26 protein-coding genes, 1 tRNA gene and 1 pseudogene are annotated in these 23,567 nt (G+C 68.4%); 16 read left to right on the top strand and 12 right to left on the bottom strand.

Annotated features, from left to right (window positions below; genetic code table 11):
* The first annotated feature begins 69 nt into the window (after positions 1-69).
* Positions 70-2,976 carry a maltose alpha-D-glucosyltransferase gene (treS, locus tag BS74_RS08215; protein ID WP_038059072.1) on the top strand — a complete coding sequence of 969 codons (2,907 nt, stop codon included), beginning with the start codon at positions 70-72 and terminating at the stop codon, positions 2,974-2,976.
* A gap of 41 nt (positions 2,977-3,017) precedes the next feature.
* On the opposite strand, the gene BS74_RS08210 is transcribed toward treS, so the two are convergent.
* Positions 3,018-3,227, bottom strand: a complete 210-nt coding sequence (locus tag BS74_RS08210) for a CDGSH iron-sulfur domain-containing protein (RefSeq protein WP_038057787.1) — start codon at positions 3,225-3,227, stop codon at positions 3,018-3,020.
* 31 nt (positions 3,228-3,258) lie between these two features.
* On the opposite strand from BS74_RS08210, the gene BS74_RS08205 reads away from it, so the two are divergent.
* The 3 genes from BS74_RS08205 (at position 3,259) to BS74_RS08185 (ending at position 5,258) form a co-directional block, all read left to right on the top strand.
* A complete protein-coding gene (locus tag BS74_RS08205) occupies positions 3,259-3,651 on the top strand; it encodes a hypothetical protein (RefSeq protein WP_038057786.1) in 393 nt (130 codons plus the stop codon).
* Entirely contained in the window at positions 3,644-5,188 is a 1,545-nt protein-coding gene (gene tilS / locus BS74_RS11725) for a tRNA lysidine(34) synthetase TilS (protein ID WP_081914570.1), read from the top strand. Before BS74_RS08205 ends, tilS begins: the two co-directional genes overlap by 8 nt.
* A tRNA-Ser gene (locus BS74_RS08185) sits at positions 5,167-5,258 on the top strand. Before tilS ends, BS74_RS08185 begins: the two co-directional genes overlap by 22 nt.
* Positions 5,259-5,461: 203 nt before the next feature.
* Here the strand turns inward: BS74_RS08185 and BS74_RS08180 are convergent.
* The gene (locus BS74_RS08180; protein WP_038057776.1) at positions 5,462-6,070 is read right to left on the bottom strand and encodes a YkgJ family cysteine cluster protein; all 609 of its coding nucleotides are present in this window, start codon (positions 6,068-6,070) and stop codon (positions 5,462-5,464) included.
* Positions 6,067-6,270 carry a hypothetical protein gene (locus BS74_RS08175; protein WP_038057774.1) on the bottom strand — a complete coding sequence of 68 codons (204 nt, stop codon included), beginning with the start codon at positions 6,268-6,270 and terminating at the stop codon, positions 6,067-6,069. The genes BS74_RS08180 and BS74_RS08175 overlap by 4 nt, the downstream gene beginning before the upstream one ends.
* Before the next feature lie 32 nt (positions 6,271-6,302).
* On the opposite strand from BS74_RS08175, the gene BS74_RS08170 reads away from it, so the two are divergent.
* Both BS74_RS08170 and BS74_RS08165 read left to right on the top strand, forming a co-directional pair.
* Entirely contained in the window at positions 6,303-6,794 is a 492-nt protein-coding gene (locus BS74_RS08170) for a DinB family protein (RefSeq protein WP_038057772.1), read from the top strand.
* Positions 6,795-6,833: 39 nt separating this feature from the next.
* Positions 6,834-7,229 carry a DUF3197 domain-containing protein gene (locus tag BS74_RS08165; RefSeq protein ID WP_038059069.1) on the top strand — a complete coding sequence of 132 codons (396 nt, stop codon included), beginning with the start codon at positions 6,834-6,836 and terminating at the stop codon, positions 7,227-7,229.
* Between the two features lie 42 nt (positions 7,230-7,271).
* On the opposite strand, the gene BS74_RS08160 is transcribed toward BS74_RS08165, so the two are convergent.
* From BS74_RS08160 to guaA, 8 genes and pseudogenes are all read right to left on the bottom strand, one after another.
* Positions 7,272-8,135, bottom strand: coding sequence for a hydroxymethylglutaryl-CoA lyase (locus BS74_RS08160; protein WP_038057770.1), 864 nt, complete (start codon positions 8,133-8,135; stop codon positions 7,272-7,274).
* Between the two features lie 4 nt (positions 8,136-8,139).
* Positions 8,140-9,822: an acyl-CoA carboxylase subunit beta gene (locus BS74_RS08155; protein ID WP_038057768.1), complete on the bottom strand. Its 1,683-nt coding sequence runs from the start codon at positions 9,820-9,822 to the stop codon at positions 8,140-8,142.
* A 24-nt stretch (positions 9,823-9,846) separates the two neighbouring features.
* On the bottom strand, positions 9,847-10,332 hold the full coding sequence (gene rnhA, locus BS74_RS08150) for a ribonuclease HI (RefSeq protein ID WP_038057766.1): 486 nt from the start codon (positions 10,330-10,332) through the stop codon (positions 9,847-9,849).
* The gene (locus BS74_RS11720) at positions 10,329-10,463 is read right to left on the bottom strand and encodes a hypothetical protein (RefSeq protein ID WP_425427251.1); all 135 of its coding nucleotides are present in this window, start codon (positions 10,461-10,463) and stop codon (positions 10,329-10,331) included. The genes rnhA and BS74_RS11720 overlap by 4 nt, the downstream gene beginning before the upstream one ends.
* A gap of 31 nt (positions 10,464-10,494) precedes the next feature.
* A pseudogene (locus tag BS74_RS08145) lies at positions 10,495-10,701 on the bottom strand (VOC family protein); the annotation flags it as partial.
* On the bottom strand, positions 10,701-10,988 hold the full coding sequence (locus BS74_RS08140) for a glutamine synthetase/cystathionine beta-lyase binding protein (RefSeq protein ID WP_038057764.1): 288 nt from the start codon (positions 10,986-10,988) through the stop codon (positions 10,701-10,703). The pseudogene BS74_RS08145 and the gene BS74_RS08140, both read right to left, overlap by 1 nt.
* A gap of 24 nt (positions 10,989-11,012) precedes the next feature.
* Positions 11,013-11,582 carry a Uma2 family endonuclease gene (locus BS74_RS08135; RefSeq protein ID WP_038057762.1) on the bottom strand — a complete coding sequence of 190 codons (570 nt, stop codon included), beginning with the start codon at positions 11,580-11,582 and terminating at the stop codon, positions 11,013-11,015.
* Entirely contained in the window at positions 11,582-13,093 is a 1,512-nt protein-coding gene (guaA, locus tag BS74_RS08130) for a glutamine-hydrolyzing GMP synthase (protein ID WP_038057761.1), read from the bottom strand. The genes BS74_RS08135 and guaA overlap by 1 nt, the downstream gene beginning before the upstream one ends.
* A 31-nt stretch (positions 13,094-13,124) precedes the next feature.
* On the opposite strand from guaA, the gene BS74_RS08125 reads away from it, so the two are divergent.
* From BS74_RS08125 to BS74_RS12545, 10 genes are all read left to right on the top strand, one after another.
* Positions 13,125-13,592, top strand: a complete 468-nt coding sequence (locus BS74_RS08125; RefSeq protein ID WP_038057759.1) for an S-ribosylhomocysteine lyase — start codon at positions 13,125-13,127, stop codon at positions 13,590-13,592.
* Positions 13,589-14,254 carry a 5'-methylthioadenosine/S-adenosylhomocysteine nucleosidase gene (mtnN, locus tag BS74_RS08120; protein WP_038057757.1) on the top strand — a complete coding sequence of 222 codons (666 nt, stop codon included), beginning with the start codon at positions 13,589-13,591 and terminating at the stop codon, positions 14,252-14,254. Before BS74_RS08125 ends, mtnN begins: the two co-directional genes overlap by 4 nt.
* 14 nt (positions 14,255-14,268) lie before the next feature.
* Positions 14,269-15,192 (top strand): ribose-phosphate diphosphokinase, encoded by a 924-nt coding sequence (locus BS74_RS08115; RefSeq protein WP_038057754.1) that lies wholly within the window; start codon positions 14,269-14,271, stop codon positions 15,190-15,192.
* An 83-nt stretch (positions 15,193-15,275) separates the two neighbouring features.
* Positions 15,276-15,896 carry a 50S ribosomal protein L25 gene (locus BS74_RS08110; RefSeq protein WP_038059063.1) on the top strand — a complete coding sequence of 207 codons (621 nt, stop codon included), beginning with the start codon at positions 15,276-15,278 and terminating at the stop codon, positions 15,894-15,896.
* A gap of 79 nt (positions 15,897-15,975) precedes the next feature.
* A complete protein-coding gene (pth, locus tag BS74_RS08105; protein ID WP_038059061.1) occupies positions 15,976-16,554 on the top strand; it encodes an aminoacyl-tRNA hydrolase in 579 nt (192 codons plus the stop codon).
* A gap of 9 nt (positions 16,555-16,563) precedes the next feature.
* Positions 16,564-17,532, top strand: a complete 969-nt coding sequence (ddl, locus tag BS74_RS08100) for a D-alanine--D-alanine ligase (RefSeq protein ID WP_038057752.1) — start codon at positions 16,564-16,566, stop codon at positions 17,530-17,532.
* A gap of 173 nt (positions 17,533-17,705) precedes the next feature.
* Positions 17,706-18,497: a carbohydrate deacetylase gene (locus BS74_RS08095; protein ID WP_038057751.1), complete on the top strand. Its 792-nt coding sequence runs from the start codon at positions 17,706-17,708 to the stop codon at positions 18,495-18,497.
* Positions 18,494-19,747, top strand: coding sequence for an MFS transporter (locus BS74_RS08090; protein ID WP_038057750.1), 1,254 nt, complete (start codon positions 18,494-18,496; stop codon positions 19,745-19,747). Before BS74_RS08095 ends, BS74_RS08090 begins: the two co-directional genes overlap by 4 nt.
* Positions 19,744-21,792, top strand: coding sequence for a glycoside hydrolase family 2 TIM barrel-domain containing protein (locus BS74_RS08085; protein WP_038057749.1), 2,049 nt, complete (start codon positions 19,744-19,746; stop codon positions 21,790-21,792). Before BS74_RS08090 ends, BS74_RS08085 begins: the two co-directional genes overlap by 4 nt.
* Positions 21,793-22,225: 433 nt before the next feature.
* Complete coding sequence (locus BS74_RS12545) at positions 22,226-22,792, top strand: M24 family metallopeptidase (protein WP_342666027.1); 567 nt, start codon at positions 22,226-22,228, stop codon at positions 22,790-22,792.
* On the opposite strand, the gene BS74_RS08075 is transcribed toward BS74_RS12545, so the two are convergent.
* A complete protein-coding gene (locus tag BS74_RS08075; protein ID WP_038059059.1) occupies positions 22,789-23,562 on the bottom strand; it encodes a DeoR/GlpR family DNA-binding transcription regulator in 774 nt (257 codons plus the stop codon). The two genes, BS74_RS12545 and BS74_RS08075, sit on opposite strands and share 4 nt — an antisense overlap.
* Positions 23,563-23,567 lie beyond the last annotated feature (5 nt).

The raw sequence follows: 23,567 nt of genomic DNA, 5'->3' as shown, positions 1-23,567 counted from the left end.
GGCTTGGGGATCAGGAGGCGGTCCTGGCCTACTTGAAGTCGTACCTCTAACGGCGCATACTTGGGGACCGTGGATCCCCTTTGGTACAAGGATGCGGTCATCTATCAGCTGCACGTGCGCTCCTTCTTTGACGCCAACGACGACGGCTACGGGGACTTTGAGGGCTTGAGGCAAAAGCTGCCCTACTTGGAGGCCTTGGGGGTGAACACCCTTTGGCTCATGCCCTTCTTCCAGTCCCCCTTAAGGGACGATGGGTACGACATCTCCGACTACTACCAGATCCTGCCCGTCCACGGGACCCTCGAGGACTTCCGGCGCTTCCTGGACGAGGCCCACGCCAGGGGGATGCGGGTCATCATCGAGCTGGTCCTCAACCACACCTCCAGCGACCACCCTTGGTTCCAGGAGGCCAGGAAGCCGGGTAGCCCCATGCGGGACTTTTACGTGTGGAGCGATACCCCGGACAAGTACAAGGGGGTCCGGGTCATCTTCCAGGACTTTGAGCCCAGCAACTGGACCTTTGACCCGGTGGCCGGGGCCTACTACTGGCACCGCTTCTACCACCATCAGCCCGACCTCAACTGGGACAACCCCGAGGTGGAACGGGCCATGCACCAGGTGATGTTCTTCTGGGCCGACATGGGGGTGGACGGTTTCCGCCTGGACGCCATCCCCTACCTCTACGAGCGGGAGGGGACCAGTTGCGAAAACCTTCCCGAGACCATTGAGGCGGTGAAACGCCTGCGCAAGGCCTTGGAGGAGCGCTATGGCCCCGGTAAGGTCCTCTTGGCTGAGGCCAACATGTGGCCCGAGGAAACCCTCCCCTACTTCGGGGAGGGGGACGGGGTGCACATGGCCTACAACTTCCCCCTGATGCCCCGCCTTTTCCTGGCCCTGCGCCGGGAGGACCGGGGCCCCATTGAGGCCATGCTTCAGGAGACGGAGGGCATACCGGAGACCGCCCAGTGGGCCCTTTTCCTGCGCAACCACGACGAGCTCACCCTGGAGAAGGTCACGGAGGAGGAGCGGGAGTTCCTCTGGGAGGTCTATGCCCCTGACCCCAGGTACCGGATCAACCTGGGGATCCGCCGCAGGCTCATGCCCCTCCTGGGTGGGGATAGGCGGCGGTTTGAGCTGCTTCACGCCCTCCTCTTCACCCTAAAGGGAAGCCCCATCCTCTACTACGGGGACGAGATCGGCATGGGGGATAACCCTTTCCTGGGCGACCGCAACGGGGTGCGGACCCCCATGCAGTGGTCGGCGGACCGGAACGCGGGCTTTTCCCGGGCCCCCTACCACCGCCTCTTCCTGCCCCCGGTGAGCGAGGGGCCCTACAGCTACCACTTTGTCAACGTGGAGGCCCAGAGGGAAAACCCCCACTCCCTCCTGAACTTCGTGCGCCGCTTCCTGGGCATCCGGAACCGGTACGCCCGGGTTCTGGGCCGGGGCAGTCTGCGCCTGCTTCCCGTGGAGAACCGGCGGATCCTGGCCTACGTGCGGGAGTACCAGGGGGAGAAGGTCCTGGTGGTGGCCAACCTCTCCCGCTACACCCAGGCCTTTGACCTGCCCTTGGAGGGGTATGAGGGCCAGGTCCCGGTGGAGCTTTTCTCCCAAAGCCCCTTTCCCCCGGTGGAGGGGCGTTACCGCCTGGCCTTGGGTCCCCATGGTTTCAGCCTCTTTGCCCTAAGGCCCAAGGAGGAGGTGGAGCGCCTCCACCTTTCCGACGGGGCCGCGCCCCAGGAGGAGGCAGAGGGACTCCAGGGCCTGCCCTCCGTGCCCCTCTCCGCCGGTGTGGAGGGCCTCTTCATCGATACTTTGGTGGACGAAAGGGCCCGGGCCGCCTTCCTGGGGGCCTTGGGTAAGGCGCTGGGGGAGCGGGCTTGGCTGGCCCTGAGGCCCAGGCGGGTGGAGCTCAAGGACGCCCTTCGTTTCCAGAAGGAACCCCCTTTGTACCTCACCCTCCTGCGCCTCGAGGGGGAGGAGGGTTCCCTTGAGGCCTTTTTGCCCATCGCCCTGCGCCGGGAGGGGGAAGGCCCGGGGCTTTTCGCCCGGGTGCGGGGAGGGGGATACCTCTTTGAGCTCTCCCAGGACCCCGGGTTTTACGCCCTCCTCTTAAGGAGGCTCGCCCAAGGGTTTGAGGGCCGGAGCCTCAGGGCCCACTACCGGGGCCACCATCCGGGTCCCGTTCCCGAAACCCTGGAGCTTCTCCGCCCGGGTCTGGCGGCAGGGGAAGGGGTTTGGCTCCAGGTGGGGTTGGTCCAGGATGGGGGGCTGGACCGTACGGAGCGCCTTTTGTCCCGCCTGGATCTCCCTTGGGTCCTGAAGCCCATAGGGGGGCTTTACTGGGCTCGAGGCCAGGGACGGCGGGCCTTGGCCCTCACCGGTACCCTCCCTTCCCGCCGTCCCCAGGAGGCCTTTGCCCACGCCTTGAGGCTGGCGGGGGAGGGCCTGGCCCGGTTGCAAGACCACCCGGTTGGCGAGGGGGCCTTGGGCCTGGTGGCCGGTGCCCTCGGGGAGCTGGAGGCCCTGGCCCGGCTTCTGGGGGTGCGGCTTGCCCTTTTGCACCGGGCCTTGCGGGAGGCGGAGGGAGAGGGGGAGGGGATACCCCTCCTGAACCGCGGTTTAGAGGCTTTTGTGGAGGCGGAAGGGGAGGTTTTCCTTCTGGCCTTGGGCAGGGAGGGTAGGGGCCATCCCCTTCAGGACCTGGCCCGGCTGGCCTACGACCTGGAGCGGGCCCTTTATCTGGCGGCGGAGGAGGGGCAAGGAGGGGAGGCTTGGGTGGATCTGGCCGCGGACTTTCTGGAGGCGGCTCTTCTTCAGGCCTACCAGGAGGCGGACCAGGGGGACTTGCAGGCCGTGGGGTTCCCCCAGGCCATGCTGGCCTTGGCGGAGGAACAGGCCCTGCGGGAGGGGCTTGGCCGGAAAAGGATCCTGGAGCGTTGGCGGAGGAGGGCTAAGGACCAAGGGGTCCGGTAGCTGCTTCTGGGGCTGGGTCCTCGTCCCTTTGGGCCTAGCCCCTAGGGGGCTGTTTCCAGCTCCCCTTTCTCCGCCTGGAACCCCACCTCCTTGTGGCTCCCGTCGCAGAAGGGTTTGTTTCCGGACTGGCCGCAGCGGCAAAGGGCGAGGTTGGCCCTTTCTAGCCGCATCTCCTCCCCGTTCAGGCGGAAGGGGGTTCCCTCGGGCAGGTCCAGGACGTAGGGGCCGTTTTCCCGGAAGCGAAGCCTCATGGGGTTAGGATACCGCGGCTATAGTGGAAGCATGGTATGCCCGCAAAACGGCAGGGCGGGCCTCGAGGTGCCCCTGAAGGCGGTGAAAAACTTCCTCATGGGGAAAGCTCTTGCCCGGCTGGACCCCGGGAGCCCCCATTACCTCTGCCAGGACCCTGGCTGCCCCGTGGTCTACTACGGGCGGGAAGGGGTGTACACCCTGGAGGAGGTGCGCTTTCCCATCTACGACAAGGGCGCTTCCCTCATCTGCTACTGCTTTGATTGGACCCGGGAGGGGCTGGCGGAGGCCTTGCGGCAGGGCCTGGACCCCGTGGCCCAGGTGGAGGAGGGGGTGAGGGCCAAGCGTTGCGCCTGCGACCAGCGCAACCCCAGGGGCCGCTGCTGCCTTTCCACCTTGAAGGCGGAGGTGGCCCGGCTTGCCTGAGAGGTTTTCCCAGGGCCTGGAGGAGGCCTTCCGGGAGCGGCTTTCCCGGCTTGCTCCCAAGGACCCCTTGGTGCTGGCCGTCTCGGGGGGTGGGGACTCGGTGGCCTTGGCCCACCTGACGAGGCGGGCGGGGAGGGAGGCGGTGGTGGCCCACCTGGACCACGCCCTCCGCCCGGATAGCGGGGAGGATTTGGCCTTCGTGCGGGCCCTGGCGGAAAGGCTCGGCTTCCCCTTCCGGGCCGAGCGGGTGGAGGTGGGGAGGGTTGCCGAGAAGCGGGGGGAGAACCTGGAGGCGGTGGCCCGGGAGATCCGCTACGCCTTCTTGCACCGGGTGGCCAAGGAGGTGGGGGCCAGGGCCATCCTCACCGCCCACACCCTGGACGACCAGGCGGAGACCGTGGTCCTCAAGCTCCTCCAGGGCACGGCCCGGGGCCTGGGCATCCGGGAAAGGGAGGGCCTGGTGGTGCGGCCCCTCCTCCCCTTCCGTCGGGAGGAGCTGAGGGCCTTCCTGCGGGAGCTTAAGGAGGTTTGGCGGGAGGATCCTTCCAACCGGGACCTCGCCCTGGACCGGAACTACCTGAGGCTTGCGGTCTTTCCCCTCTTGGAGGCCCGCTTCCCCCGGGCCAAGGAGGCCCTGGCCCGTTTCGCCGGGGTGCGGGAGGAGGAGGAGGACCACCTGGAGCGGGAGGCCGGGGCTCGCCTTCTCCCCGACCCCCGTTTCTTCGTGCCCGCCTTCCGGGCAGCGCCCCTCCTCAGGGCACCGGCTGTCCTGCGCCGGCGGGCCTTGCGGCGGGTGCTGGAGGCCCTGGACCTCAGGCCCGAGGGAAGGCTCATCGCCCTCCTGGAGGAGGCCTTGGGGGGCAGGGCGGCGACCCTTCCGGGAGGGCATCTGGCCCGGCGCAAGGGGGGCACCCTCTTCCTCATCCCCCCTGACCCCAAACTCCCCCTGCCCCCGGGCTTCCGCCGGCCGGAGCCCGGGGACTACCTGGAAAGGCCTTTTGGGAGGAAGCGCCTGCGGGACTTCCTGGCGGAGAAGGGGGTGCCCAAGGAGCTCAAGGGGCTTTGGCCCGTGCGGGCGGAGGGGAAGCGGGTCCTGGAGGTCTTGGGCCTTTTCCCGCCGCCGGAGGAGGAGGGCTTCATGGCCTTGGCCCTGGGGGAGGCCCGGGCGGCCTTCCAGGAGGGGGAGGTTCCGGTGGGGGCGGTCCTGGTGGTGGGGGAGGAGGTCCACGCCGACCACAACCGGGTGGAGGCCACCCAGGACCCCACGGCCCACGCGGAGATGCTCCTCCTGCGCCGGGTGGGCCGACGGGCCCGGGGGGGGAGGCTTTACGTGACCCTCGAGCCCTGCCGCATGTGCCACCACGCCCTGCAGGAGGCGGGGGTGGAGGTGGTCTACGGGGCGGAGAACCTGAAGGAGGGGGCCTTGACCCGGTTTGGCCACGGGGAGGGGCTGAGGGGTGGCCTCCTGGAGGGGGAGTGTGCTAAGCTCCTAAAGGACTTCTTCGCCCGGCTCAGGGAGGGGTGCCGGAGCGGTTGAACGGGCCGGTCTCGAAAACCGGTAGGCCCCGCAAGGGGCCTCGCGGGTTCGAATCCCGCCCCCTCCGCCAAAGGCGGCCTGCGGGCCGCCCTCTTTTTATATCCCCCAGGCGCACCCCCCTCCGCAAGGAGGTTTAGGGGATCTTCCCCAGGGGGAGCCGGAGGTCGGGGTGGGCATGGACGCCAGGGCCTGGATCGCCCACCTCAAGGCCGCCAGGGCCCGCGGGCCGGTGCGGGCAAGCGCCCGGGTTTGCCCCCGGGGGACCGGACCTGGCTACACCACCTGGAACCCCCACCGCCCCCCCAGCACCCCGAGCTCCCGGAGGAGGCCCTCCACCTCCCCCCGCCCCTCGGGCAGGCCCTGGAGGAGGAGGTAGAGGAGGCCCGCAAGTTCCCCGATCACCACGAAGCCGTGGCGCCGCCTTTCCTCCTCCCAAAGGGCCTCCATGCGGCGGTGGGCCATGCGCCAGGGCACCGCCAGGAAGTGCCCCTTGGGGGTCTTGGCCTCTGGCGCACAAAGGGCGGGGTCCCCGGTGGTGAGGAGGCCCCGGCAGGCCAGGGGCCTGTGGGGGTAGACCCCGCAAAGGCCCCCCTCCAGGAAGGGGCAAGGGGTGCGGCTTTGGAAGAAGCGGCTTGGGAAGCGGGGATCCTCCTTACCCTCCCGGAGGAGGGCCAGGCGCTTGGGGCCTTCCTCCAGGAGGCGGGACTGCTGGGCCTCCGTGAGGTGGGGGAGGAGGGCCTCCCCTTCCAGGCGGGAGAGGGTCACCAGGCCGTGGCAACAGGCGGCGCACCCCGCCCGGCAGGAGGGGACGAGGCCTTTTCGGGCGAGGTAGTCGGCGAGGTCCGCCTCGAGGGCCTCCCAGTTGGCCTCCACCGGGCTCATCGCCGCTGGCGGTACACCCCCTTCCTGGGATCGTAAGGGCAGGCGCGGAAGGCCACGTGGGGGCAGAAACGCCGGTGCCGGGCCACCTCCAGGGCCAGGGCCCGGGGCAGGCCGCACTGGGGGCAGGCGGCGGGCCTCCTGCGCCGGGCGAGGAAATAGGCTCCCCCCGCCAGGAGGGCGAATAGGGCCAGGGCCTCCATGCCCGTCAGTTTACGGGGTGTAGCATGGGGGTATGCCCGCGCCCTTTCTGGAACCCCTGGAGCCGGGGGTGCCCCCGGCGGTCTCCGCCTGGATCAAGGGTCTCAAGGAGGTGGAGGCCCATCTGGAAAAGTGGGCCTTTGATCTCCCTGAGGAGGCTTTTTGGTGGCGGCCGAAGGAGGGGGTGAACCCCATCGGCGGCCTGGTGCGCCACGTGGCGGGAAGCTCCCTGCGCCTGGCCTCTTACGCCCTTTCCTTGGACCTGCCGGAGTGGGCCAAGAGGGGACGGGAGTGGGAGCTTCTGGGGGAGCCCGAGGCCAAGGGGGTGGTGGTGGCCCGCTTCCGGGAGGCCTGGGCCAGGCTCCTTTCCGCCTTTCGGGGGCTTGGGGAGGGGGATCTTTTCCAGGAGGTCCCCGTGGGGGCCCAGGGCTTGCAGGCCCCCAGGGCCCACGTCCTCCACCACCTGGTGGAGCACGCCCAGCACCACGCCGGCCAGGTCATCTACGCCCGCAAGCTCCTGGGCTGAGGACCCCTGTCCCTGGGGGGCAGCCGTAAGATGGGAAGCATGGAACGCGTGGGCTTGCGTGCCTCTCCCAGGCTGACCCTCGAGGCCCTCAAGGAGGCCCTCAAGGGGGTGCGTTTTCCCGAGGCCAAGGTGTACTTCCTCACCGACTGGCAGGACCGCCGCCCCCAGGCCCGTTACGCGGTGGTGATCCACGGGGGCAAGAAGGACCTCCTCACCCCCGACGCCTTTGGCCCGGCCTTCCCGGGAGGGGAGGAGGCGCTTTCGGAGCTGGTGGAGCTTTTGTTGAGGCTTGGGGCTAAGAAGTTCTACGAGGCCGTGGTTTCCCCAGCGGAGTTGCCGGAGCTTTTGGACCTTCCGCCTGAGGCGCTCATCCCGCGGGTGAACGCCATCGCCAACCCCACGGACCCCGGGATCTACCTGAAAAGGGTGGCCTAGGCCCCCCCAGGTGCCCCTGGGCATCGCCCACCAAAGCGGCCCTTAGCCGTAGAGGAGCTTAAGCCGGGCCGCCTCGCCCGCCAGCCCGGGAAGGGCCTTCAGGTCTACCCCCGTGGCGTAGCCTCTTTCCTCCAGGTGGGGAAGCACCCTTTCCGTGGGCAGGTTGCCCACCAGCTCGTCCCCAGCGAAGGGGCAGCCTCCCACCCCCGCCAAGGCCCCCTCCAGCCAGCGCACCCCGCTGGCCAACACCGCTTCCACCTTCTCCAAAACCCCCTCGGGCCGGGCGTGCAGGTGGGCTCCCAGGCCTTCGGGGCCGAAGCGGGCCACCACCCCTTCCAGCACCTGCCGGATGCGCTCCGCTTCCGCCACCCCATAGGTGTCCGCCAGGGCGATCTCCCGCACCCCCAGTTCCCTAAGCCTTCCCATGGCCTCCAAGACGGCTTCCAGGCTCCAGGGGTCCCCGTAGGGGTTGCCGAAGGCCATGGAGAGGTAGACCACGAGGCCAAGCCTCCCCTCCGTGGCCCGCACCATCTCCCCCACCAGGGGCCAGGAGTCCTCCAGGGAGCGGTTCGTGTTCTTGCGCTGGAAGGTTTCCGAGAGGGAAAAGGGGTAGCCCACGTGGGTGAGGTTCTTGGCCGCCAGCGCCCTTTCCAGGCCCCGCTCGTTGGCCACGATGGCCAGGTAGGTGCGGCCCTCAGGGGGCGGCAGGGCGGCCAGGACCGCCTCCGCATCCGCCATCTGGGGAACCCACTTGGGGGAGACGAAGCTGGTGAGGTCCAGGTGGCGGAAGCCGGCTTCTAGAAGCTTCTCAAGGAAGGCCACCTTTTCCTCCGTGGGGATGAAGCGGCTGAAGCCCTGCCAGGCATCCCGGGGGCATTCCACGTAGCGGATGGGGACCTTGGCCATGGCGCTACACCTGGAAGACCCCGGTGCGGAAGGGTTCCCGCTCGGGGTTTAGGGCGCAGGCCTCGAGGGCCCGGATGAGCCACTTCCGGGTCTCGTGGGGGAGGAGGATGCCGTCCACCCAAAGCCTGGCGGCGGCGTACCGGGGGTCTAGGGTCTCCTCGTAGCGCCCCTTGATGCCTTCGTAGAGCTCCTTAAGCTCCTCGTCGGAGGGTTCTTTGCCCTCCCGCCTGAGCTTCTCCACCTCCAGCTCCAAAAGGGTCTTGGCCGCCTGGGCCCCGCCCATCACCGCATACTTGGCGCTGGGCCAGGCGAAGATGAACCTGGGGGCGTAGGCCTTGCCCGCCAGGGCGTAGTTGCCCGCCCCGAAGGAGCCCCCCAGGATCAGGGTGATCTTGGGCACCACGGAGTTGGAAACGGCGTTCACCAGCTTGGCCCCCCGGCGGATGATGCCCGCCTGCTCCGACTCCTTCCCCACCATGAAGCCGGTCACGTCCTGGAGGAAGAGGAGGGGGATATTCATCTGGTTCACCTCCAGGATGAACCGGGCGGCCTTGTCCGCGGCCTCCGCGTAGATGACCCCGCCCACCTCAATCCGACCCTTCTTCTTCAGGATGAGGCGTTGGTTGCCCACGATGCCCACGGGAAACCCCCCGATGCGGGCAAACCCCGTGACCAGGGTCTCCCCATACCCCCCCTTGTACTCCAAAAACTCCGAGCCGTCCACGAGGCGGGCGATCACCTCCCGGAGGTCATAGGGGCGGGACCCGTCGGGGGCGATGAGGCCATAGAGGTCCTCCGCGGGGTAGAGGGGGTCTTTGGGCTCCTTGCGGCCTTCCGCCCAAGGGGCAAGCTTGGGGGGTGGGTAGAGGGCGATGAGCTGGCGGATCCGTTCTATGGCGGCCTCGTCGTTGGGTTCGTAGAAGTCCACGGTGCCCGAGACCTCAAAGTGCATCCTGGCCCCGCCCAGCTCCTCGCTCGTCACCTCCTGGCCAATGGCCGCCTTCACCAGGGCGGGGCCCGCCAGGTAAAGCCCGCTCCCCTCGGTCATGAGGAGGACGTCGGTCATGACGGGCAGGTAGGCGCCCCCGGCCACGCAGTTCCCCATGATGGCGGAGATCTGGGGGATGCCCAGGGCGGACATGCGGGCATTCAGGTAGAAGATGCGGCCAAAGTCGTCCTGGTCGGGGAAGACCTCGTCCTGGAGGGGCAGGAAAACCCCAGCGGAGTCCACCAGGTACAGGGTGGGGATGCGGTTTTCCAAGGCTATGGTCTGGGCCCGGATCACCTTCTTGGCGGTGATGGGGAAGAAGGCCCCCGCCTTCACCGTGGCGTCGTTGGCGATGATCATCCAGGTCTGGCCCTGGATCTGCCCCAGGCCGGTGACCACGCCTCCCGCTGGGGCCCCGCCCCACTCCTCGTACATCCCCCACCCGGCGAAGGCCATGAGCTCATAGAACTCCGTGCCCGGGTCCAAAAGCTTGGCGATGCGCTCCCGGGCGGTGAGGCGCCCCTTCTTGTGCTGGCGCTCCACGGCCTTGGGCCCGCCCCCTTGGCGCACCCTTTCCAGGCTTTCCCTGAACTCCCGCACCAGGGCCACCCAGGCGTCCTTGTTGGCCTTGAACACGGGGCCTTCCCGTTCCTCCGGGCGGAGTTGGCTCTCGAGAGGGCTTTTGGGCTGGCCTAGCATGGCCTCAGTATAACGTTTTTTTACCTAGCGGGGAAAAAGCGTAGCCCCCTTGGGGGGACAAGGGTTCTGGGACCGTTCCCTTTGCCGCTTGGCCTGGCGCCTGGCCTCCCGGTCCACCCGTTCGTTCTCCGGGTGGCCGTGGTGCCCCCGCACCCAGGTGGGGAGGACGCGGTGGCGTTTCAGCTCCTCCAGGATGGCCTCCCAGAGGTCGCGGTTTTCTATGGGTTTCCCGTCTGCCTTGCGCAGGCCCCTTTGCTGCCAGGCGGGAAGCCACTCGGTTAGGGCCCGCACCAGGTACTGGCTGTCCGAGAAAAGGTGCACCTCGCAGGGCTCCTTGAGGGCCCTTAGGCCCTCGAGGAGGGCGGTGAGCTCCATGCGGTTGTTGGTGGTGCAGGCCTCGCCCCCGGAAAGCAGGCGCTCGTGCCCCCCATGGCGCAAAAGGGCGGCCCAACCCCCGGGCCCGGGGTTGCCCAGGCAGGCCCCGTCGGTGAAAAGCTCCACCTGCTTCACGACCAAAGGATAGGCCGATTGGGGAAGGCCAGAGGAGCCTTGGCCTCGCCGGGGAGGAGGATCTCCCTAAGGCGGTAGTGGTCCTCTTGGGGATGGCGGTAGACCTCCAGGAGGTTTTCCGCCAGGTTCACGATCCAGACTTCAGGGATGCCTGCTTTGGCATAAAGTTCCTTTGGCCCCGTGGGGGGGCAGGGCCTCGTCCTTCCCCGTCTGCTCGGGGTTGAAGACCAGGAAGACCCCGCGCCCGGCCCGGAAAAAGGCGTGGCGGGGCGGCTTGAACTGGAAGCAGGGGAGGCCCAGGACCCCCTCGTAAAAGGCCCGGGCCTTTTCCAGGTCCTCGGCGTAGACCGCGGTCTCCAGGACCTCCACTACTTGAGCTTGGCGATGAGGTCGGCCACGGGGATGGCCTCGAGGGTGGTGGTCTTCACGCTCCCCCGCGCCCCGAGGTGGAGCATGGCCCGGGCCACGGCCAAGGCATCCTCCGCCTCCACGATGTTCACGAAGTCATAAGGCCCCAAGACCGCATACTGGGCCACCACCTTGACCCCGAAGTCCCTTTCCAGCTCCTGGTTCACCTCCTTGATGCGTTCGGGGTTCTTCACCAGGGTCTCGGCGCCATCGTCCGTGAGGGTGCTGAGGACGATAAAGGTGGGCATGCTTTACCTCCTTTCCCCTCCAGTCTAACCCGGGCGGGCCTCCAGGTCCACCCCCGCGTAGGCCTCCTCCAGGAGGAAGCCCCCTTCCAGGCAGGGGAGGGGTACCTCCCCCGCCTCGAGGGCCTGGTAGAAGACCTCCCCTCCTTCCTTCCGATAAAGCTCTGCCCGTCGCTCCAGGGCGCTCACCAGGAGGTAGGCCTGGAGGGAAGGAAGGGCCAGGTAGCGCCAAAGCTTTTCCCGCCGGTCCACCCCCTCGGTGCTTTCCGAGAGCACCTCCACCACCAGGCAGGGGGCTTCCTCGTAGTAGGGGTTTTCCGGGGGTGGGGCGCACACCGCCATGAGGTCGGGGTAGTAGACGGTGCGTTCCCCCACCTTGAGCTTCATGTCCGCCACATAGAGGCGGCAGCCCTTGCGCCGGGCCAGGGGGCCTAGGAGAAGGGCCAGGTTAGTGACGATAAGGTTGTGGGCCCGGCTCGCCCCGGCCATGGCGTGGAGGGTACCCTCCACCAGCTCGTGCTTCACCGGGGACCTGGCCTCCAGCTCCAGGTAGGCCTCGAGGGAAAGGGGCTCGAGGCGCCTTGCGGCTTCGGGCATCACTCCCATTCTATGGTGGCCGGGGGTTTGGAGGTGAGGTCGTAGACCACCCGCCCCACCTCCGGTACCCGGCGGGGGATGCGCCTGGCCACCTCGTCCAGGAAGTCCAGGGGGAGCCTGGCCCAGTCCGCGGTCATGAAGTCCTCGGTGGTCACCGCCCGTAGGGCCAGGACGTAGCCGTAGCGGCGCTCATCCCCCGCCACCCCCACGCTCCGCACCGGGGTGAGGACCGCCAGGGCCTGGGCCACCTGTCCGTAGAGGCCCCACTCCTTGAGGAGGCTGATGAAGATGTCGTCCGCCTGGCGGAGGATGGAAAGCTTCTCCTCCGTCACCTCCCCCAGGATGCGCACCGCCAGGCCCGGTCCCGGGAAGGGGTGGCGCAGGCGGATGGGGTCGGGGAGGCCGAGAAGCAGGGCCAGCTCCCGCACCTCGTCCTTGAAGAGGAGGCGGAAGGGCTCCAGGAGCTCAAACTTTAGGTCCTCGGGGAGGCCGCCCACGTTGTGGTGGCTCTTGATCTTAGCCGCCCCATGCCCCCCGGCGGACTCGATCACGTCGGGGTAGAGGGTGCCCTGGGCCAGGAAGCGGAAGGGGCCCCTTTCCCGGGCCACCTGGCTGAAGACCTCCACGAACTCCCGGCCGATGATCTTGCGCTTTTCCTCGGGATCCTCCACCCCCTTTAGGGCTTGCAGAAACCGGTCCTTGGCCTCCACCACCAGGAGGTTCACCCCCAGGGCCCTAAGGGCCCCCTCCACCTCCTCCCGCTCCCCCAGGCGCAGGAGGCCGTGGTCCACGAAGACCGCCAGGTGGTCCACCCCCGCTTTGGCCAGGAGGAGGGCTAGGGTGCTGGAGTCCACTCCCCCGGAGACCGCCAGGAGGACGCGGTCCTGCCCCACCCGTTCTTGCACCTCCTGGAGGAGGCTTTCCAGAACGTGCTCCGGGGTCCAGTCCCGCCTCACCCCGGCAAGCTCCAGGAAGTTTTCCAGGATCTGCATCCCCTTGGGGGTGTGGGCCACCTCGGGGTGGAACTGCACGGCGAAGGCCTTGCCGTCGGGGGCCTCCATGGCGGCCACGGGGTTTTCCTCGGTCTCCGCCGCTACCCGCCACCCCGGGGGAAGCTCGGTCACGGCGTCTTGGTGGCTCATCCAGACCTGGACCTCCCCCTTTAGGCCCCGGAAGAGGGGGCCCTGGTAGCGGGTGAGGAGGGCCTTGCCGTACTCCGCCCGCCCCGCCCGCTCCACCTTGCCCCCAAGCTCCTGGGCCAGGAGCTGCATCCCGTAGCAGATGCCCAGGGTGGGGAGGCCCAGGCGGAGGAGCCTGGGGTCGGGGCGGGGGGCTTGGGGGTCAAAGACGCTGTTGGGCCCTCCGGAGAGGATCAGGGCCTCGGGCCTGTGCTTCAGGGCCTCCTCCAGGGGGGTGTTCCCGGGCAGGATGAGGGAGAAGGCCCTCAGTTCCCGAAGCCTCCTGGCGATGAGCCGCGTGTACTGGGAGCCGAAGTCCAGCACCAAGACCATATGGGCCAGTCTAGCAAGATAGGATGGGGACATGGCCGAGGTGGAGAGCTTTGCCCTGGACCACACCAAGGTAAGGGCCCCCTACGTGCGGCGGGCGGGGAGGAAAAGGGTGGGGGGCGGCTGGGTGGAGAAGTACGACCTGCGCCTGGCCCAGCCCAACCGGGAGGCCCTCCCCACCGCCAGCCTGCACACCCTCGAGCACCTGCTGGCGGGCTACCTGCGGGACCACCTGGAGGGGGTCATTGACCTTTCCCCCATGGGGTGCCGCACGGGGTTTTACCTGGTGGTGGAAGGCCCCCTGGAGGAGGAAGAGGTGTTGGTGGCCTGGGAGCGGGCCCTGAGGGATGTCCTCCTGCACGAGGGACCCGTGCCGGGGGCGGGCTTCCGGGAGTGCGGCAACTACCGGGACCACGACCTCCCGGGGGCCAAGGCCTGGGCGGAGAAGGTGTTACGGCAAGGCCTTAGGGTGCAAAAGACCATCCCCTTGGAGGGCAGGTGAGGGCTTTCTTCGCCGCGGAGCCCGAGGAGGCCCGGGCGCTAAGGGAGGCTTTGGGGGCTAAGGAGGCCCTTGTGGCTCCCTTTCCCCTCCACCAGGCCCCCGGGGTGCTGGTGGCGGAAACCGGGGTGGGGAAGGTGGCGGCGGCCTCGGCGGTGGCCTATGTCCTGGCCCGGTTTTCCCCCCAGGAGAGCTTCTTCCTGGGGGTGGCCGGGGGCTTGGACCCAACCCTTCGTGCCCTGGACCTCCTCTTGGCGGAAAAGGCGGTGCAGTGGGATGTGGACCTCACCCCCTTCGGCCGGGAGCCGGGGGAGACCGCCTTCGGGGTGCGCTTCTTTCCCTCGGACCCTGGCCTTCTGGCCCGGGCCGAGGCGGCGGCTTCCGCCTTGGGCCTTCCCGCCCGGCGGGGGGTGGTGGCCACGGGGGACCGGTTCCTGGCGGATCGGAAGGAGGCGGAGAGGCTTGCCCGGCTCCACGGGGCCCAGGCGGTGGAGATGGAGGGGGCGGCGGCCCTCATGGTGGCCTGGCGCTTCCGCCACCCCATGGCCTTGATCCGCGCGGTGACCGATGGGGCTGGGGAGGGGGCGGCCAGGGACTTCCAGGCCTTTTTGGAGGAGGCCTCGAGGCGGCTTGGTCTTCTGGCCCAGGCCCTTTTGGCATACTGAAAGGGGAGGGGCCCATGGAAATCCGGATCTTCACGGGGAATGCCCACCCCGATCTGGCCCGGCGGGTGGCGGAGGCCTTAGGGGTACCCCTAGGCAAAGCCCTGGTGGATCGCTTCCCCGACGGCGAGGTGCGGGTGCGCCTTCTGGAGAGCGTGCGGGGGGAGGATGTCTACCTCATCCAGCCCACCTGCCCCCCGGTCAACGACCACCTGATGGAACTCCTCCTCCTGGCCGATGCCGCCCGCAGGAGCTCCGCCGGGCGCATCAACGCCGTGATCCCCTACTTCGGCTACGCCCGCCAGGACAAGCAGACCCAGGGCCGGGAGCCGGTGAGCGCCAAGCTGGTGGCGGGCCTCCTGGAGGCGGTGGGGGTACACCGGGTGATCGCCATTGACCTGCACGCTCCCCAGATCCAGGGCTTTTTTGACATCCCCGTGGACCACCTCTCCGCGGTGCGCCTTTTTGCCCGCTACATGCAGGAAAGGGGATATACGGAAAACGCCGTGGTGGTCTCCCCGGATGCCGGCCGGGCGGAGGAGGCGAGGCGGCTTTCCGAACGGTTGGGCCTGCCCTTTGCCATGCTGGCCAAGCGCCGCTATGGCCCCAAGGAGACCGCGGTCACCTACGTGATCGGGGAGGTGGCGGGGAAGAGGCCCCTGATCATAGACGACATCGTCTCCACCGGGGGGACCATCCGGCGGGGGGTGGAGGCCCTTCTCCAGGCGGGGGCCTTGCCCGAGGTGGTGGTCATGGCCACCCACCCCGTGTTGGTGGGGGAGGCCAGGGAGAACCTCGCCCACCCTGCCATCCGGGAGGTGATTTTCACCGACACCATCCCCCTCAAGGACGGGGGCTACACCGTGCTTTCCACCGCCGAACTCCTGGCGCAGGCCATCCAGCACGTGCACACCAACCAGTCGGTGAGCGCCTTGATCTGAGGTGTGGAAGGAAGGCAAGGGGATGTGCTAAGCTTTCCCATAGTGTGCCCCTTGGGGGCCTTCGCCTTTTGCTAGGAGGAGACATGGAATACCGTTTGAAAGCCCAGTACCGGGAAGGGGAGAAGCCCGCCGCCTTGCGCCGTGCGGGGAAGCTCCCCGGCGTCATCTACAACAAGCACCTGAACCGCAAGGTGTACGTGGAGCTAGGGGAGTTTGACAAGGTCTTCCGCCAGGCTTCCATCCACCACGTGATCGTCCTCGAGCTCCCCGATGGCCAGGAGCTTCCCACCCTGGTTCGCCAGGTGAACCTGGACAAGCGCCGCCGCCGCCCCGAGCACGTGGACTTCTACGTCCTCTCCGACGAGCCCGTGGAGATGTACATCCCCTTGCGCTTCGTGGGCACCCCCCAGGGGGTGCGGGAGGGCGGCGTCTTGCAGGAGGTGCACCGGGACATCCTGGTCCGGGTCTCCCCCCGGAACATCCCCGAGTTCATCGAGGTGGATGTTTCCGGCCTGGGCATCGGGGATAGCCTGCACGCCGCCGACCTGAAGCTTCCCGAGGGGGTGCGGCTTGCGGTCTCCCCCGAGGAGACCATCGCCGCCGTGGTGCCGCCCGAGGACGTGGAGAAGCTGGCGGCGGAGGCCCTCGAGGCCCCCGCGGAGCCCGAGGTCATCAAGAAGGGCAAGAAGGAAGAGGAGGAGTGAGGCAGGCCCCACGGGGGGCTTGCCCCTTGAGGGGGTGGGATCCGAGGGCGGTCCCACCTTCTTTTTGGGAGGGGGGCGGATGTTTTTGGTGGTGGGCCAGGGCAACCCGGGGGAAAGGTACGCCAGGACCCGGCACAACCTGGGCTTCATGGTCCTGGACCGTCTGGGCTTCCCCTTCCGGGAGAAGGGGAAGGCCCTTATGGCCGAGGTGGAGGTGGAGGGGAAGAGGGGGATCTTCCTCAAGCCCCTCACCTACTACAACCTAAGCGGGCAGGCGGTGGCTCCCCTGGTGCGCTTCTACAAGATCCCCCCCGAGCGCCTCTTGGTGGTCCACGACGAGATGGACCTGCCCCTAGGCCGCTTGCGCCTGAAGGCCGGGGGTAGCCCCGCGGGCAACCGGGGGGTGGCCTCCATCGCCGAGGCCTTGGGGACGCAGGCCTTCCACCGTCTGCGCTTGGGCATCGGCAAGCCCCCTTCCCGGGAAAAGGGGGCGGAGTACGTGCTTTCCCCCTTCCTTCCCGAGGAATGGCCGGTGGTGGAGAGGGTCCTCGAGGCGGCCAAGGAGGCCGTGCTCTGCTGGGTGAGGGAAGGGCTTCTCCCTTGTGCGGATCGCTTTAACGGCCGGGATCTTTCCCAAGGCTTGGGGGAAAGGGGCTAAGCTTTAGGCATGGCCACGCCCAAGGTCCTTCTCATCGCCGGGGGCAGGAGCCCCGAGCACGAGGTTTCCCTGCTCTCCGCCCGTGGGGTTTTGGAGCACATGCCCTTTCCCACCGAGCTCGCCGTGATCGCCAAGGATGGCCGGTGGCTCCTGGGGGAGGAGGCCATGGCCGCCCTCAGGGCCAAGGTGGCCCCTGCGGGCCGGCATGCCTTCCCCCCTCCGTTGGCGTGGGACCGGTACGATGTGGTCTTCCCCCTGCTCCACGGAAGGTGGGGGGAGGATGGCACCATCCAGGGGTTTTTGGAGCTCCTGGGTAAGCCCTACGTGGGGGCAGGGGTGGCGGCCAGCGCCCTTTGCATGGACAAGGACCTCTCCAAAAGGGTTCTGGCCCAGTCGGGGATCCCCGTGGTCCCGTGGGTGGCCCTCTACCAGGGGGAGCCCCCCTTCATCCCCTTTGACCCGCCCTTTTTCGTGAAGCCCGCCAATACGGGTTCCAGCATCGGCATTTCCCGGGTGGAGCGCCACGCGGAGCTGGAGAGGGCCCTGGAGGAGGCCTTCCGCCACGACCAAAAGGCCGTGGTGGAGCAGGCCCTAAGGGGGGTGCGGGAGCTAGAGGTGGGCATCCTGGGGAACGTTTTTGGCGAGGTGAGCCCCGTGGGGGAGGTGCGCTACCAGGCGGAGTTCTACGACTACGAGACCAAGTACACCCCAGGCCGGGCGGAGCTTCTGATCCCCGCCCCCCTGGACCCCGGCACCCAGGAAACGGTGCAGGAGCTGGCCTTGAAGGCCTACCGGCTTTTGGGCCTTCGCGGCATGGCCCGGGTGGACTTCTTCCTGGCGGAGGGGGAGGTGTACCTAAACGAGGTGAACACCATTCCCGGCTTCACCCCCACCAGCATGTACCCCAGGCTCTTCGCCGCCGGGGGGGTTCCGTACCCCGAGCTTTTAAGGCGGCTGGTGGAGCTGGCCCTGGCGTAGGCCCTCCAACGGGTCCTTTTCTTCCCGCCGGGTCCCTTGGGGTGAAGCGCCCGGGCAGGAGGGTTACCCCTTCGGCAACGAAAAGCTGGCCCTTCCTTGGCCCCCCTCAAGGGGTACCTGGCCCGGAAAGGCCCCCCTTCCCTTTAGAATGGAGCCAAGGGAAAGGAGGAGGCATGGACCTTTTGGAGCGGCTGGGCCTTGGGGGGCGGCGGGTCCTCATCCTGCATCACGACGACCTGGGCCTGACCCACGCGCAAAATGGCGCCTACCAGGCCCTGGGCTTCCCCACGGGGAGCGTGATGGTCCCGGGGGCCTGGGCCAGCGGGGTGCGGGGGGAGGACCTGGGGGTGCACCTCACCCTCACCAGCGAGTGGCCTGCCCCCAGGATGCGCCCCCTCACGGAAGGGGAAAGCCTGAGGGACGAGGCCGGGTACTTTCCCGACTCCTTGGAGGTGCTTTGGCAAAGGGCCCGCCCGGAGGAGGTGGAACGGGAGCTTAGGGCCCAGATCCAGGCGGCCCAACGCCTTTTTACCCCCACGCACCTGGACGTCCACCAGGGGGCGGTGCTCCGGCCCGACCTGGCGGAGGTGTACCTGCGCCTGGCCTGGGAGTACCGCCTGCCCCCGTTGCTGCCGGAAAGCCTCGAGGGCCTGGGGGTACCCCCCGCCTTCCTCCCGGACCTGGAGAGGCTTTTGCGGGAAGCCCCCTTTCCCGCGGTGCGCTTCCTGGACCCCTACGGCCTGCCCCCAGAGGAGCGGCTCGGCTTCTACCTGGACCTTTCCCGCCTCCCCGCGGGGCTTTACCAGCTGGTCCACCACAGCGCCCTCCCCACCCCTGAGGGCCGGGCCCTCCCCGACTGGCGGACGCGGGAGGCGGACTACTTCGCCCTGGCCCACCCGGAGGTGCGCCGGGTGCTCGCTGAGTTCCACCCCCTCACCTGGAGGGCCGTGAAGGAGGTCCTGTGAAACCTTGGCGCTATGCGGCCGGCCAGCTGGGACTCACCCTGGTCTCGGAGAGTTTCGGCACGTACCTGGCCTTCTTCTACCTGGAGAGGCTTGGTCTCTCCGCCACCTTCTACGCCCTGGCCCGCACCGCCTACGCCTTCTGGGACGCGGTGAACGACCCCCTCTTTGGCCACCTTTCCGACCGCACCAAGACCCGCTTGGGCCGCAGGCGGCCCTGGCTTCTTCTGGGCGTTCCCCTTTTCCTCCTCTTCTACCTCCTGGTCTTCTGGGTGCCCGACTGGGCCCGAAGCCCTGGGGTCCTGCCCTACTACTTCGCGGTGGCCATCGTCCTGTACGAGACCATGGCCACGGTGGTCTGGACCAACCACGGGGCCCTCTTCCCGGAGATGTTTCGCGGGCTTTCCGAAAGGGCTGGGGCTGCCGCCTTAAAGCGGGGCGCGGAGCTTTTTGGCCTGATCCTGGGGATAGCCCTAGCCCCTTTGGTCTACGCCCAGGTGGGGTTTTTGGGCATGGCCCTCCTCTTCGCCGGGCTTGCTCTTATGGCCTTCCTCTTCTTTTTCCCGGGGATCCAGGAGGACCCCAAGGCGGAAAGCGGCCTGGGGCTAAGGGAGTCCTTCCGCCTGGTCCTGACCAACCGGGCCTTCTGGGTGGTGGCTTTGGTGGGGCTTCTCTTTGAGTTTGGCCGCATGGTGATCCAGACGGGCATGGCCTTCTACGCCAAGCACAGCCTGGGCCTTCCCGAGGCGGCCACCGCCTTCCTCTTCGCCGCGGTCTTCCTGGTGGCCCTGCCCTCGGTCTTCCTCTGGGGGCGGCTGGCAGGGGCCCTGGGGGGCAAGCGGGCCTGGCGGCTCGCCCACCTCCTCATGGGGCTTGCCGCCCTCCTCCTCTTCCTGCCGCAAAGCCTTTTCCCTGCCCTCCTGGTGGGGGCCCTGGTGGGGGTGGGGTTTGCCGGGGTCAGGGTCACGGGGGAGGTGGTGATGGCTAAGGTCATTGACCTGGACGCGGAGAGGACGGGCACGAGGCGGGAAGGGGCCTACTACAGCCTGGTGGGGCTTCTGGGCCGGGCCTCGGGGGCCTTGGTGGGGCTTGCCTTTGCCCTCCTTGGGCCCCTCTTCGGGTACGTGAGCGGGGAGGAGCCGGGGCCGAACCCGGGGCTCGCCTTCCGCTTCCTGGTGGCGGTGATCCCGGGGGCGGCCATCCTCCTGGCCTACCTCCTCGCTGCCCTTTTCCCCCACGAGGTGCGGGAATGAGGCTGGAACGGGTGCACTTCCTGGCCCACGGGGCCGCGAGGCCGGAGGAGCTTCCGGAGGAGGGGTGGCGGGAGGTGGCGCTTCCCCACCAGTGGAGCCTCGAGGGCCTGGAGGCGGAGGTGGGCTGGTACCGCCTGGCCCTTCCCGAGGGCGGACCCAGGCGCTTCCTCCGCTCCTTTGGGGACTACTACCAGGAGGCCTGGGTGGGGGGCACCTACCTGGGGCGGCACGAGGGGTACTTCTTCCCCTGGCTTTTGGAGCTTCCCCCGGGGCGGGAACTCCTCCTCCGGGTTTCCGCCCCCAAGGAGCCCCTGGGGGTCTGGCCCCGGTTCAAGCGGCAGATCAAAGGGGTCTTTGGCCAGCACGACTGCCGTCCCGGGGGGACCACGGAACGGGGCCAGGAGCGGGGAACGGGGGGGCTTTGGGGTGGGGTGGAGGTCTTTTTCCGGGAGGGGGTGGCCCTCCTCGGCCTCACCCACCGCCTCCACCCCCAGCCCGGGGGCTGGCGGCTTCTGGTGCGGCTCCTGGTGGATGCCCCCAGGGCCTTTCGGGAGCCCCTACGCCTAAGGCTTCTTCCGGAGAACTTCCCGGGGGAGGCCCTGGAGCGGGAACTTTTCCTGGAGGGAGAGGCGGGCCGGGCCTGGCGGGAGGTGGTGTGGGACCTTCCCGGGATGCCCCTTTGGGAGGTGTGGGAGCGGGGCTTCCCCCACCTCTTCCGCCTCGAGGCGGAGGTCCTGGGGGCCAGGCTCAGCGCCCCCTTGGGCTTCCGCACCGTGGAGCTGGACGGGGAAGGCTGGCTCCTCCTAAATGGCAGGAGGCTTTTCCTGAGGGGCACCAACATCATCCCCACCCAGTGGCTTTCGGCCTACACCGAGGACCTGGCCCAAAGGGACGTGGCCCTCCTCAAGGAGGCCAACCTGAACGCGGTGCGGGTCCACGCCCACGTGACCCATCCGGCCTTCTACCGGGCCTGCGACCGGGAGGGGGTCTTGGTCTGGCAGGACTTCCCCTTGCAGTGGGGCTACGCCGCGGACGAGGCCTTCGCGGGGGAGGCCCTGCGCCAGGTGCGGGCCATGGTGGAGCACCTGGGGGCCCACCCTTCCCTTTACCTCTGGTGTGCGCAGAACGAGCCCACCCACAACCGGCACCTCCTCGGGCCCCTTCTGGCGGCGGAACTAAGGGCCCAAGACCCCACCCGGCCGGCGAAGGAGGCCTCGGACTTCCGCGAGCATCCCTACCCGGGCTGGTACTGGGGGCACTACCGGGACTTCCTGGCCCTTCCCGGAGCCCCCTTGCCTTCCGAGTTTGGGGCCCAGGCCCTGCCCCGGGCGGAACTCCTGCGCCGGGTCCTGGGGGAAGCGGCCTGGCCTCCCAGGTGGGAGGTCTACGCCTACCACAACTTCCAGCCCCACGAGACCTTCCGGGTGGCGGGGGTGGAGGTTGGGGGGTCCCTGGAGGAGTTTGTGGAGAACTCCCAGGCCTACCAGGCGAGGCTACTGGAGTTTGCCATCCACGCCTACCGGCGGGGGAAGGGGAGGGTGGTGGGCTACTTCCAGTTCATGTTCGTGGAGCCCTGGGAGGGGATCACCTGGGCGGTGGTGGACGTGGAGCGGGTGCCCAAGAGGGGCTACCACGCCCTGAAGGAGTCCAGCAGCCCGGTTTTGATCTCCCTGGTTCCCTACCGGGAAAGGATGGAGGTGGGAGGGCCTCCCCTGCAGGAGGCCTGGCTCATAAGCGACCTGGAAAGGCCCTTAAGCCTTCGGGTCCACCTTTTCCTGGAAGGCCCGCAAGATCTTTCCCTTTACGAGGAGGAGGTGGCCCTGGCCCCCGGGGAGGCCCGAAGGTTTTTCAGCCTGGGGGAGCTTTGGGAAAGCCCCCTCGAGGTCCAGGCCCGCTTCCTTCCCCTAGAGGAGGCTTTGAGGAAGCTTCCCCCGGGGGTTTACCGCCTGGTGGGGGAGGCCTGGGAAGGGGAAAGGCTTTGGTCCCGGCAGGAGGTGGCCCTGGAGTACCTCTCCCCCCTCCTCCCGGGAGGGGTAGCTTGGTAGCCTGGGGCATGGACCGAGAGGCTTACGGGCGCCTTCGCCGCTTCATGGAGGAGCGGGGCTTTCCCCGCTTCTTCGTGGCCCGGCCCGAGAACTTCGCCTGGCTGGTAGGCGGGGAGAACACCCTGGGGATGGGGGAGAGCGTGGCCTACCTCGAGGTGGGGGAGGAGATGGTCCTCCACACGAGCCGGGTGGAGCACCCGAGGATGGCGGAGGAGGAGGCCTTGGGGCTTCCCGTGCGCGTCCACCCCTGGTACGCCTTTCCTCCGCCCCCAAGCCCAAGCGACCTGGAGCACGACCTCACCCCCCTCCGCCTGGTCCTTTCCCAAGAGGCGCAGGAGGCCTTCATCCACCTCGGGCGGGAGGCGGCGATGGCGGTGGGGGAGGTGGTGCGGGGGCGAGGGGGGAGTGGCGGGAATGCGAGCTTGCCGGGGCTTTGGCCGAGGCCCTCTGGGGACAGGGGATCCGGCCCCTTCTCCTCCTGGTGGCGGGGGAGGAACGGCTTTTCCGGCACCGCCATCCCCTGCCCAAGGAAAGGCCTCTGGGGCGGGCCTTTATGGCGGTGGTCTGCGCGGCCCGGCGGGGGCTGGTGGCGAACCTGACCCGGATGGTTTCCTCCGGCCATCCCAGGGTGGAGGCCCGCTACCGCAGGGTGCTGGAGGTGGAGGAGGCGGCCCTTGCCGCCTCCCGGCCCGGGGCCAGCTTAGGGGAGGTCTTTGCCGCCCTCCAGGAGGCCTACGCCCGGGTGGGCTTCCCCGGGGCCTGGGAGGAGCACCACCAGGGGGGTCTTGGGGGGTACCGGTCCCGGGAGGCGGTGGCCACGCCGGGGCATCCTTTGGTTCTGGAAGCGGGGATGGCCCTCGCCTGGAACCCGAGCCTAGCGGGGGCCAAGGTGGAGGACACCTTCCTCCTCAGAGAGGGAGGGCTCCTGAACCTTACGGAGGACCCCTTCTGGCCGGCGGTGGAGGTGGGGGGGAGGCGGCGGCCCGACCTCTTTCGCTAGGCCAGCTCTGTCTTCAGCCCCGCCTCCTCCAAGGCCTTTAGGGTCTCGCGATGGGCCTTTTTGTCGGTAATGAGTCGGGTGGCCGCGGAGAGGGGCGCGATCTTGGCCGCGGCCACCTGGAGGAGCTTGGAGTGGTCCGCCAGGAAGTAGACCTCCCGGGCCGCCCGGACCATGACCTTCTTGATCTCGGCCTCCTCCAAGTTGGTGTTGGTGAAGCCCCGCTCCGGGTGAACCCCGTTGCACCCCAGGAAGGCCTTGTCGGCGTTCAGCTCCTCCAGGAGGAGGGTGCCGAAGGGGTTCACCAGGGAGTGTTGCAGGGGCCTGAGCCTCCCTCCGGTGACGATCACGGTGATCCCCGGGTGGCTCTCGAGGAGGAGGGCGATGTTGAGGGCGCTGGTGACCACCACCACGTCCCTAAGGGTAGAGGGAAGGGCCTTGGCCATCTCGGTGGTAGTGCTCCCCACGTCCAAGATCACCACATCCCCGTCCTTGACAAGCCCCGCCGCCCGCCTGCCGATGGCCTCCTTCGCCTTGGCGTGAAGGGTACGGGTGACCTCGAGGGGGAGCTCAAACCGCCGGGCCTCCCAAAGCACAGCTCCACCCCGCAGACGCCTGAGCTTCCCCTCCCGCTCCAAGGCCTCGAGGTCGGCCCGCACCGTGACCTGGGAGACCCCGAGGGCCTTGGCCAGGTCGGCCACCCGCACCTGGCCGTCCTGCTTGAGGAGCCTGAGGATCCTTTCCCGCCGGGTCTGGGCCTCGAGGGAGGGCATGGAAC

Origin of the sequence: Thermus amyloliquefaciens (assembly GCF_000744885.1) — a bacterium.
In the GTDB taxonomy this organism is placed as follows: domain Bacteria; phylum Deinococcota; class Deinococci; order Deinococcales; family Thermaceae; genus Thermus; species Thermus amyloliquefaciens.
This window is presented reverse-complemented; position numbering and strand designations above follow the sequence as displayed.

What these genes read in the sequence shown, in the direction of transcription:
- BS74_RS08085 (WP_038057749.1), top strand. Translation starts at nt 19,744, where the DNA reads ATGAGGCTGGAACGGGTGCACTTCCTGGCCCACGGGGCCGCGAGGCCG.
- BS74_RS08160 (WP_038057770.1), bottom strand. Translation starts at nt 8,135, where the DNA reads ATGGCCAAGGTCCCCATCCGCTACGTGGAATGCCCCCGGGATGCCTGG.
- BS74_RS08180 (WP_038057776.1), bottom strand. Translation starts at nt 6,070, where the DNA reads ATGAGCCCGGTGGAGGCCAACTGGGAGGCCCTCGAGGCGGACCTCGCC.
- BS74_RS08140 (WP_038057764.1), bottom strand. Translation starts at nt 10,988, where the DNA reads ATGCCCACCTTTATCGTCCTCAGCACCCTCACGGACGATGGCGCCGAG.
- BS74_RS08170 (WP_038057772.1), top strand. Translation starts at nt 6,303, where the DNA reads ATGCCCGCGCCCTTTCTGGAACCCCTGGAGCCGGGGGTGCCCCCGGCG.
- BS74_RS08095 (WP_038057751.1), top strand. Translation starts at nt 17,706, where the DNA reads ATGGACCTTTTGGAGCGGCTGGGCCTTGGGGGGCGGCGGGTCCTCATC.
- BS74_RS08115 (WP_038057754.1), top strand. Translation starts at nt 14,269, where the DNA reads ATGGAAATCCGGATCTTCACGGGGAATGCCCACCCCGATCTGGCCCGG.
- BS74_RS08210 (WP_038057787.1), bottom strand. Translation starts at nt 3,227, where the DNA reads ATGAGGCTTCGCTTCCGGGAAAACGGCCCCTACGTCCTGGACCTGCCC.
- BS74_RS08125 (WP_038057759.1), top strand. Translation starts at nt 13,125, where the DNA reads ATGGCCGAGGTGGAGAGCTTTGCCCTGGACCACACCAAGGTAAGGGCC.
- pth (WP_038059061.1), top strand. Translation starts at nt 15,976, where the DNA reads ATGTTTTTGGTGGTGGGCCAGGGCAACCCGGGGGAAAGGTACGCCAGG.
- BS74_RS08155 (WP_038057768.1), bottom strand. Translation starts at nt 9,822, where the DNA reads ATGCTAGGCCAGCCCAAAAGCCCTCTCGAGAGCCAACTCCGCCCGGAG.
- BS74_RS08175 (WP_038057774.1), bottom strand. Translation starts at nt 6,270, where the DNA reads ATGGAGGCCCTGGCCCTATTCGCCCTCCTGGCGGGGGGAGCCTATTTC.
- BS74_RS08075 (WP_038059059.1), bottom strand. Translation starts at nt 23,562, where the DNA reads ATGCCCTCCCTCGAGGCCCAGACCCGGCGGGAAAGGATCCTCAGGCTC.
- BS74_RS08165 (WP_038059069.1), top strand. Translation starts at nt 6,834, where the DNA reads ATGGAACGCGTGGGCTTGCGTGCCTCTCCCAGGCTGACCCTCGAGGCC.
- BS74_RS08205 (WP_038057786.1), top strand. Translation starts at nt 3,259, where the DNA reads ATGGTATGCCCGCAAAACGGCAGGGCGGGCCTCGAGGTGCCCCTGAAG.
- BS74_RS08110 (WP_038059063.1), top strand. Translation starts at nt 15,276, where the DNA reads ATGGAATACCGTTTGAAAGCCCAGTACCGGGAAGGGGAGAAGCCCGCC.
- ddl (WP_038057752.1), top strand. Translation starts at nt 16,564, where the DNA reads ATGGCCACGCCCAAGGTCCTTCTCATCGCCGGGGGCAGGAGCCCCGAG.
- BS74_RS08135 (WP_038057762.1), bottom strand. Translation starts at nt 11,582, where the DNA reads ATGCCCGAAGCCGCAAGGCGCCTCGAGCCCCTTTCCCTCGAGGCCTAC.
- guaA (WP_038057761.1), bottom strand. Translation starts at nt 13,093, where the DNA reads ATGGTCTTGGTGCTGGACTTCGGCTCCCAGTACACGCGGCTCATCGCC.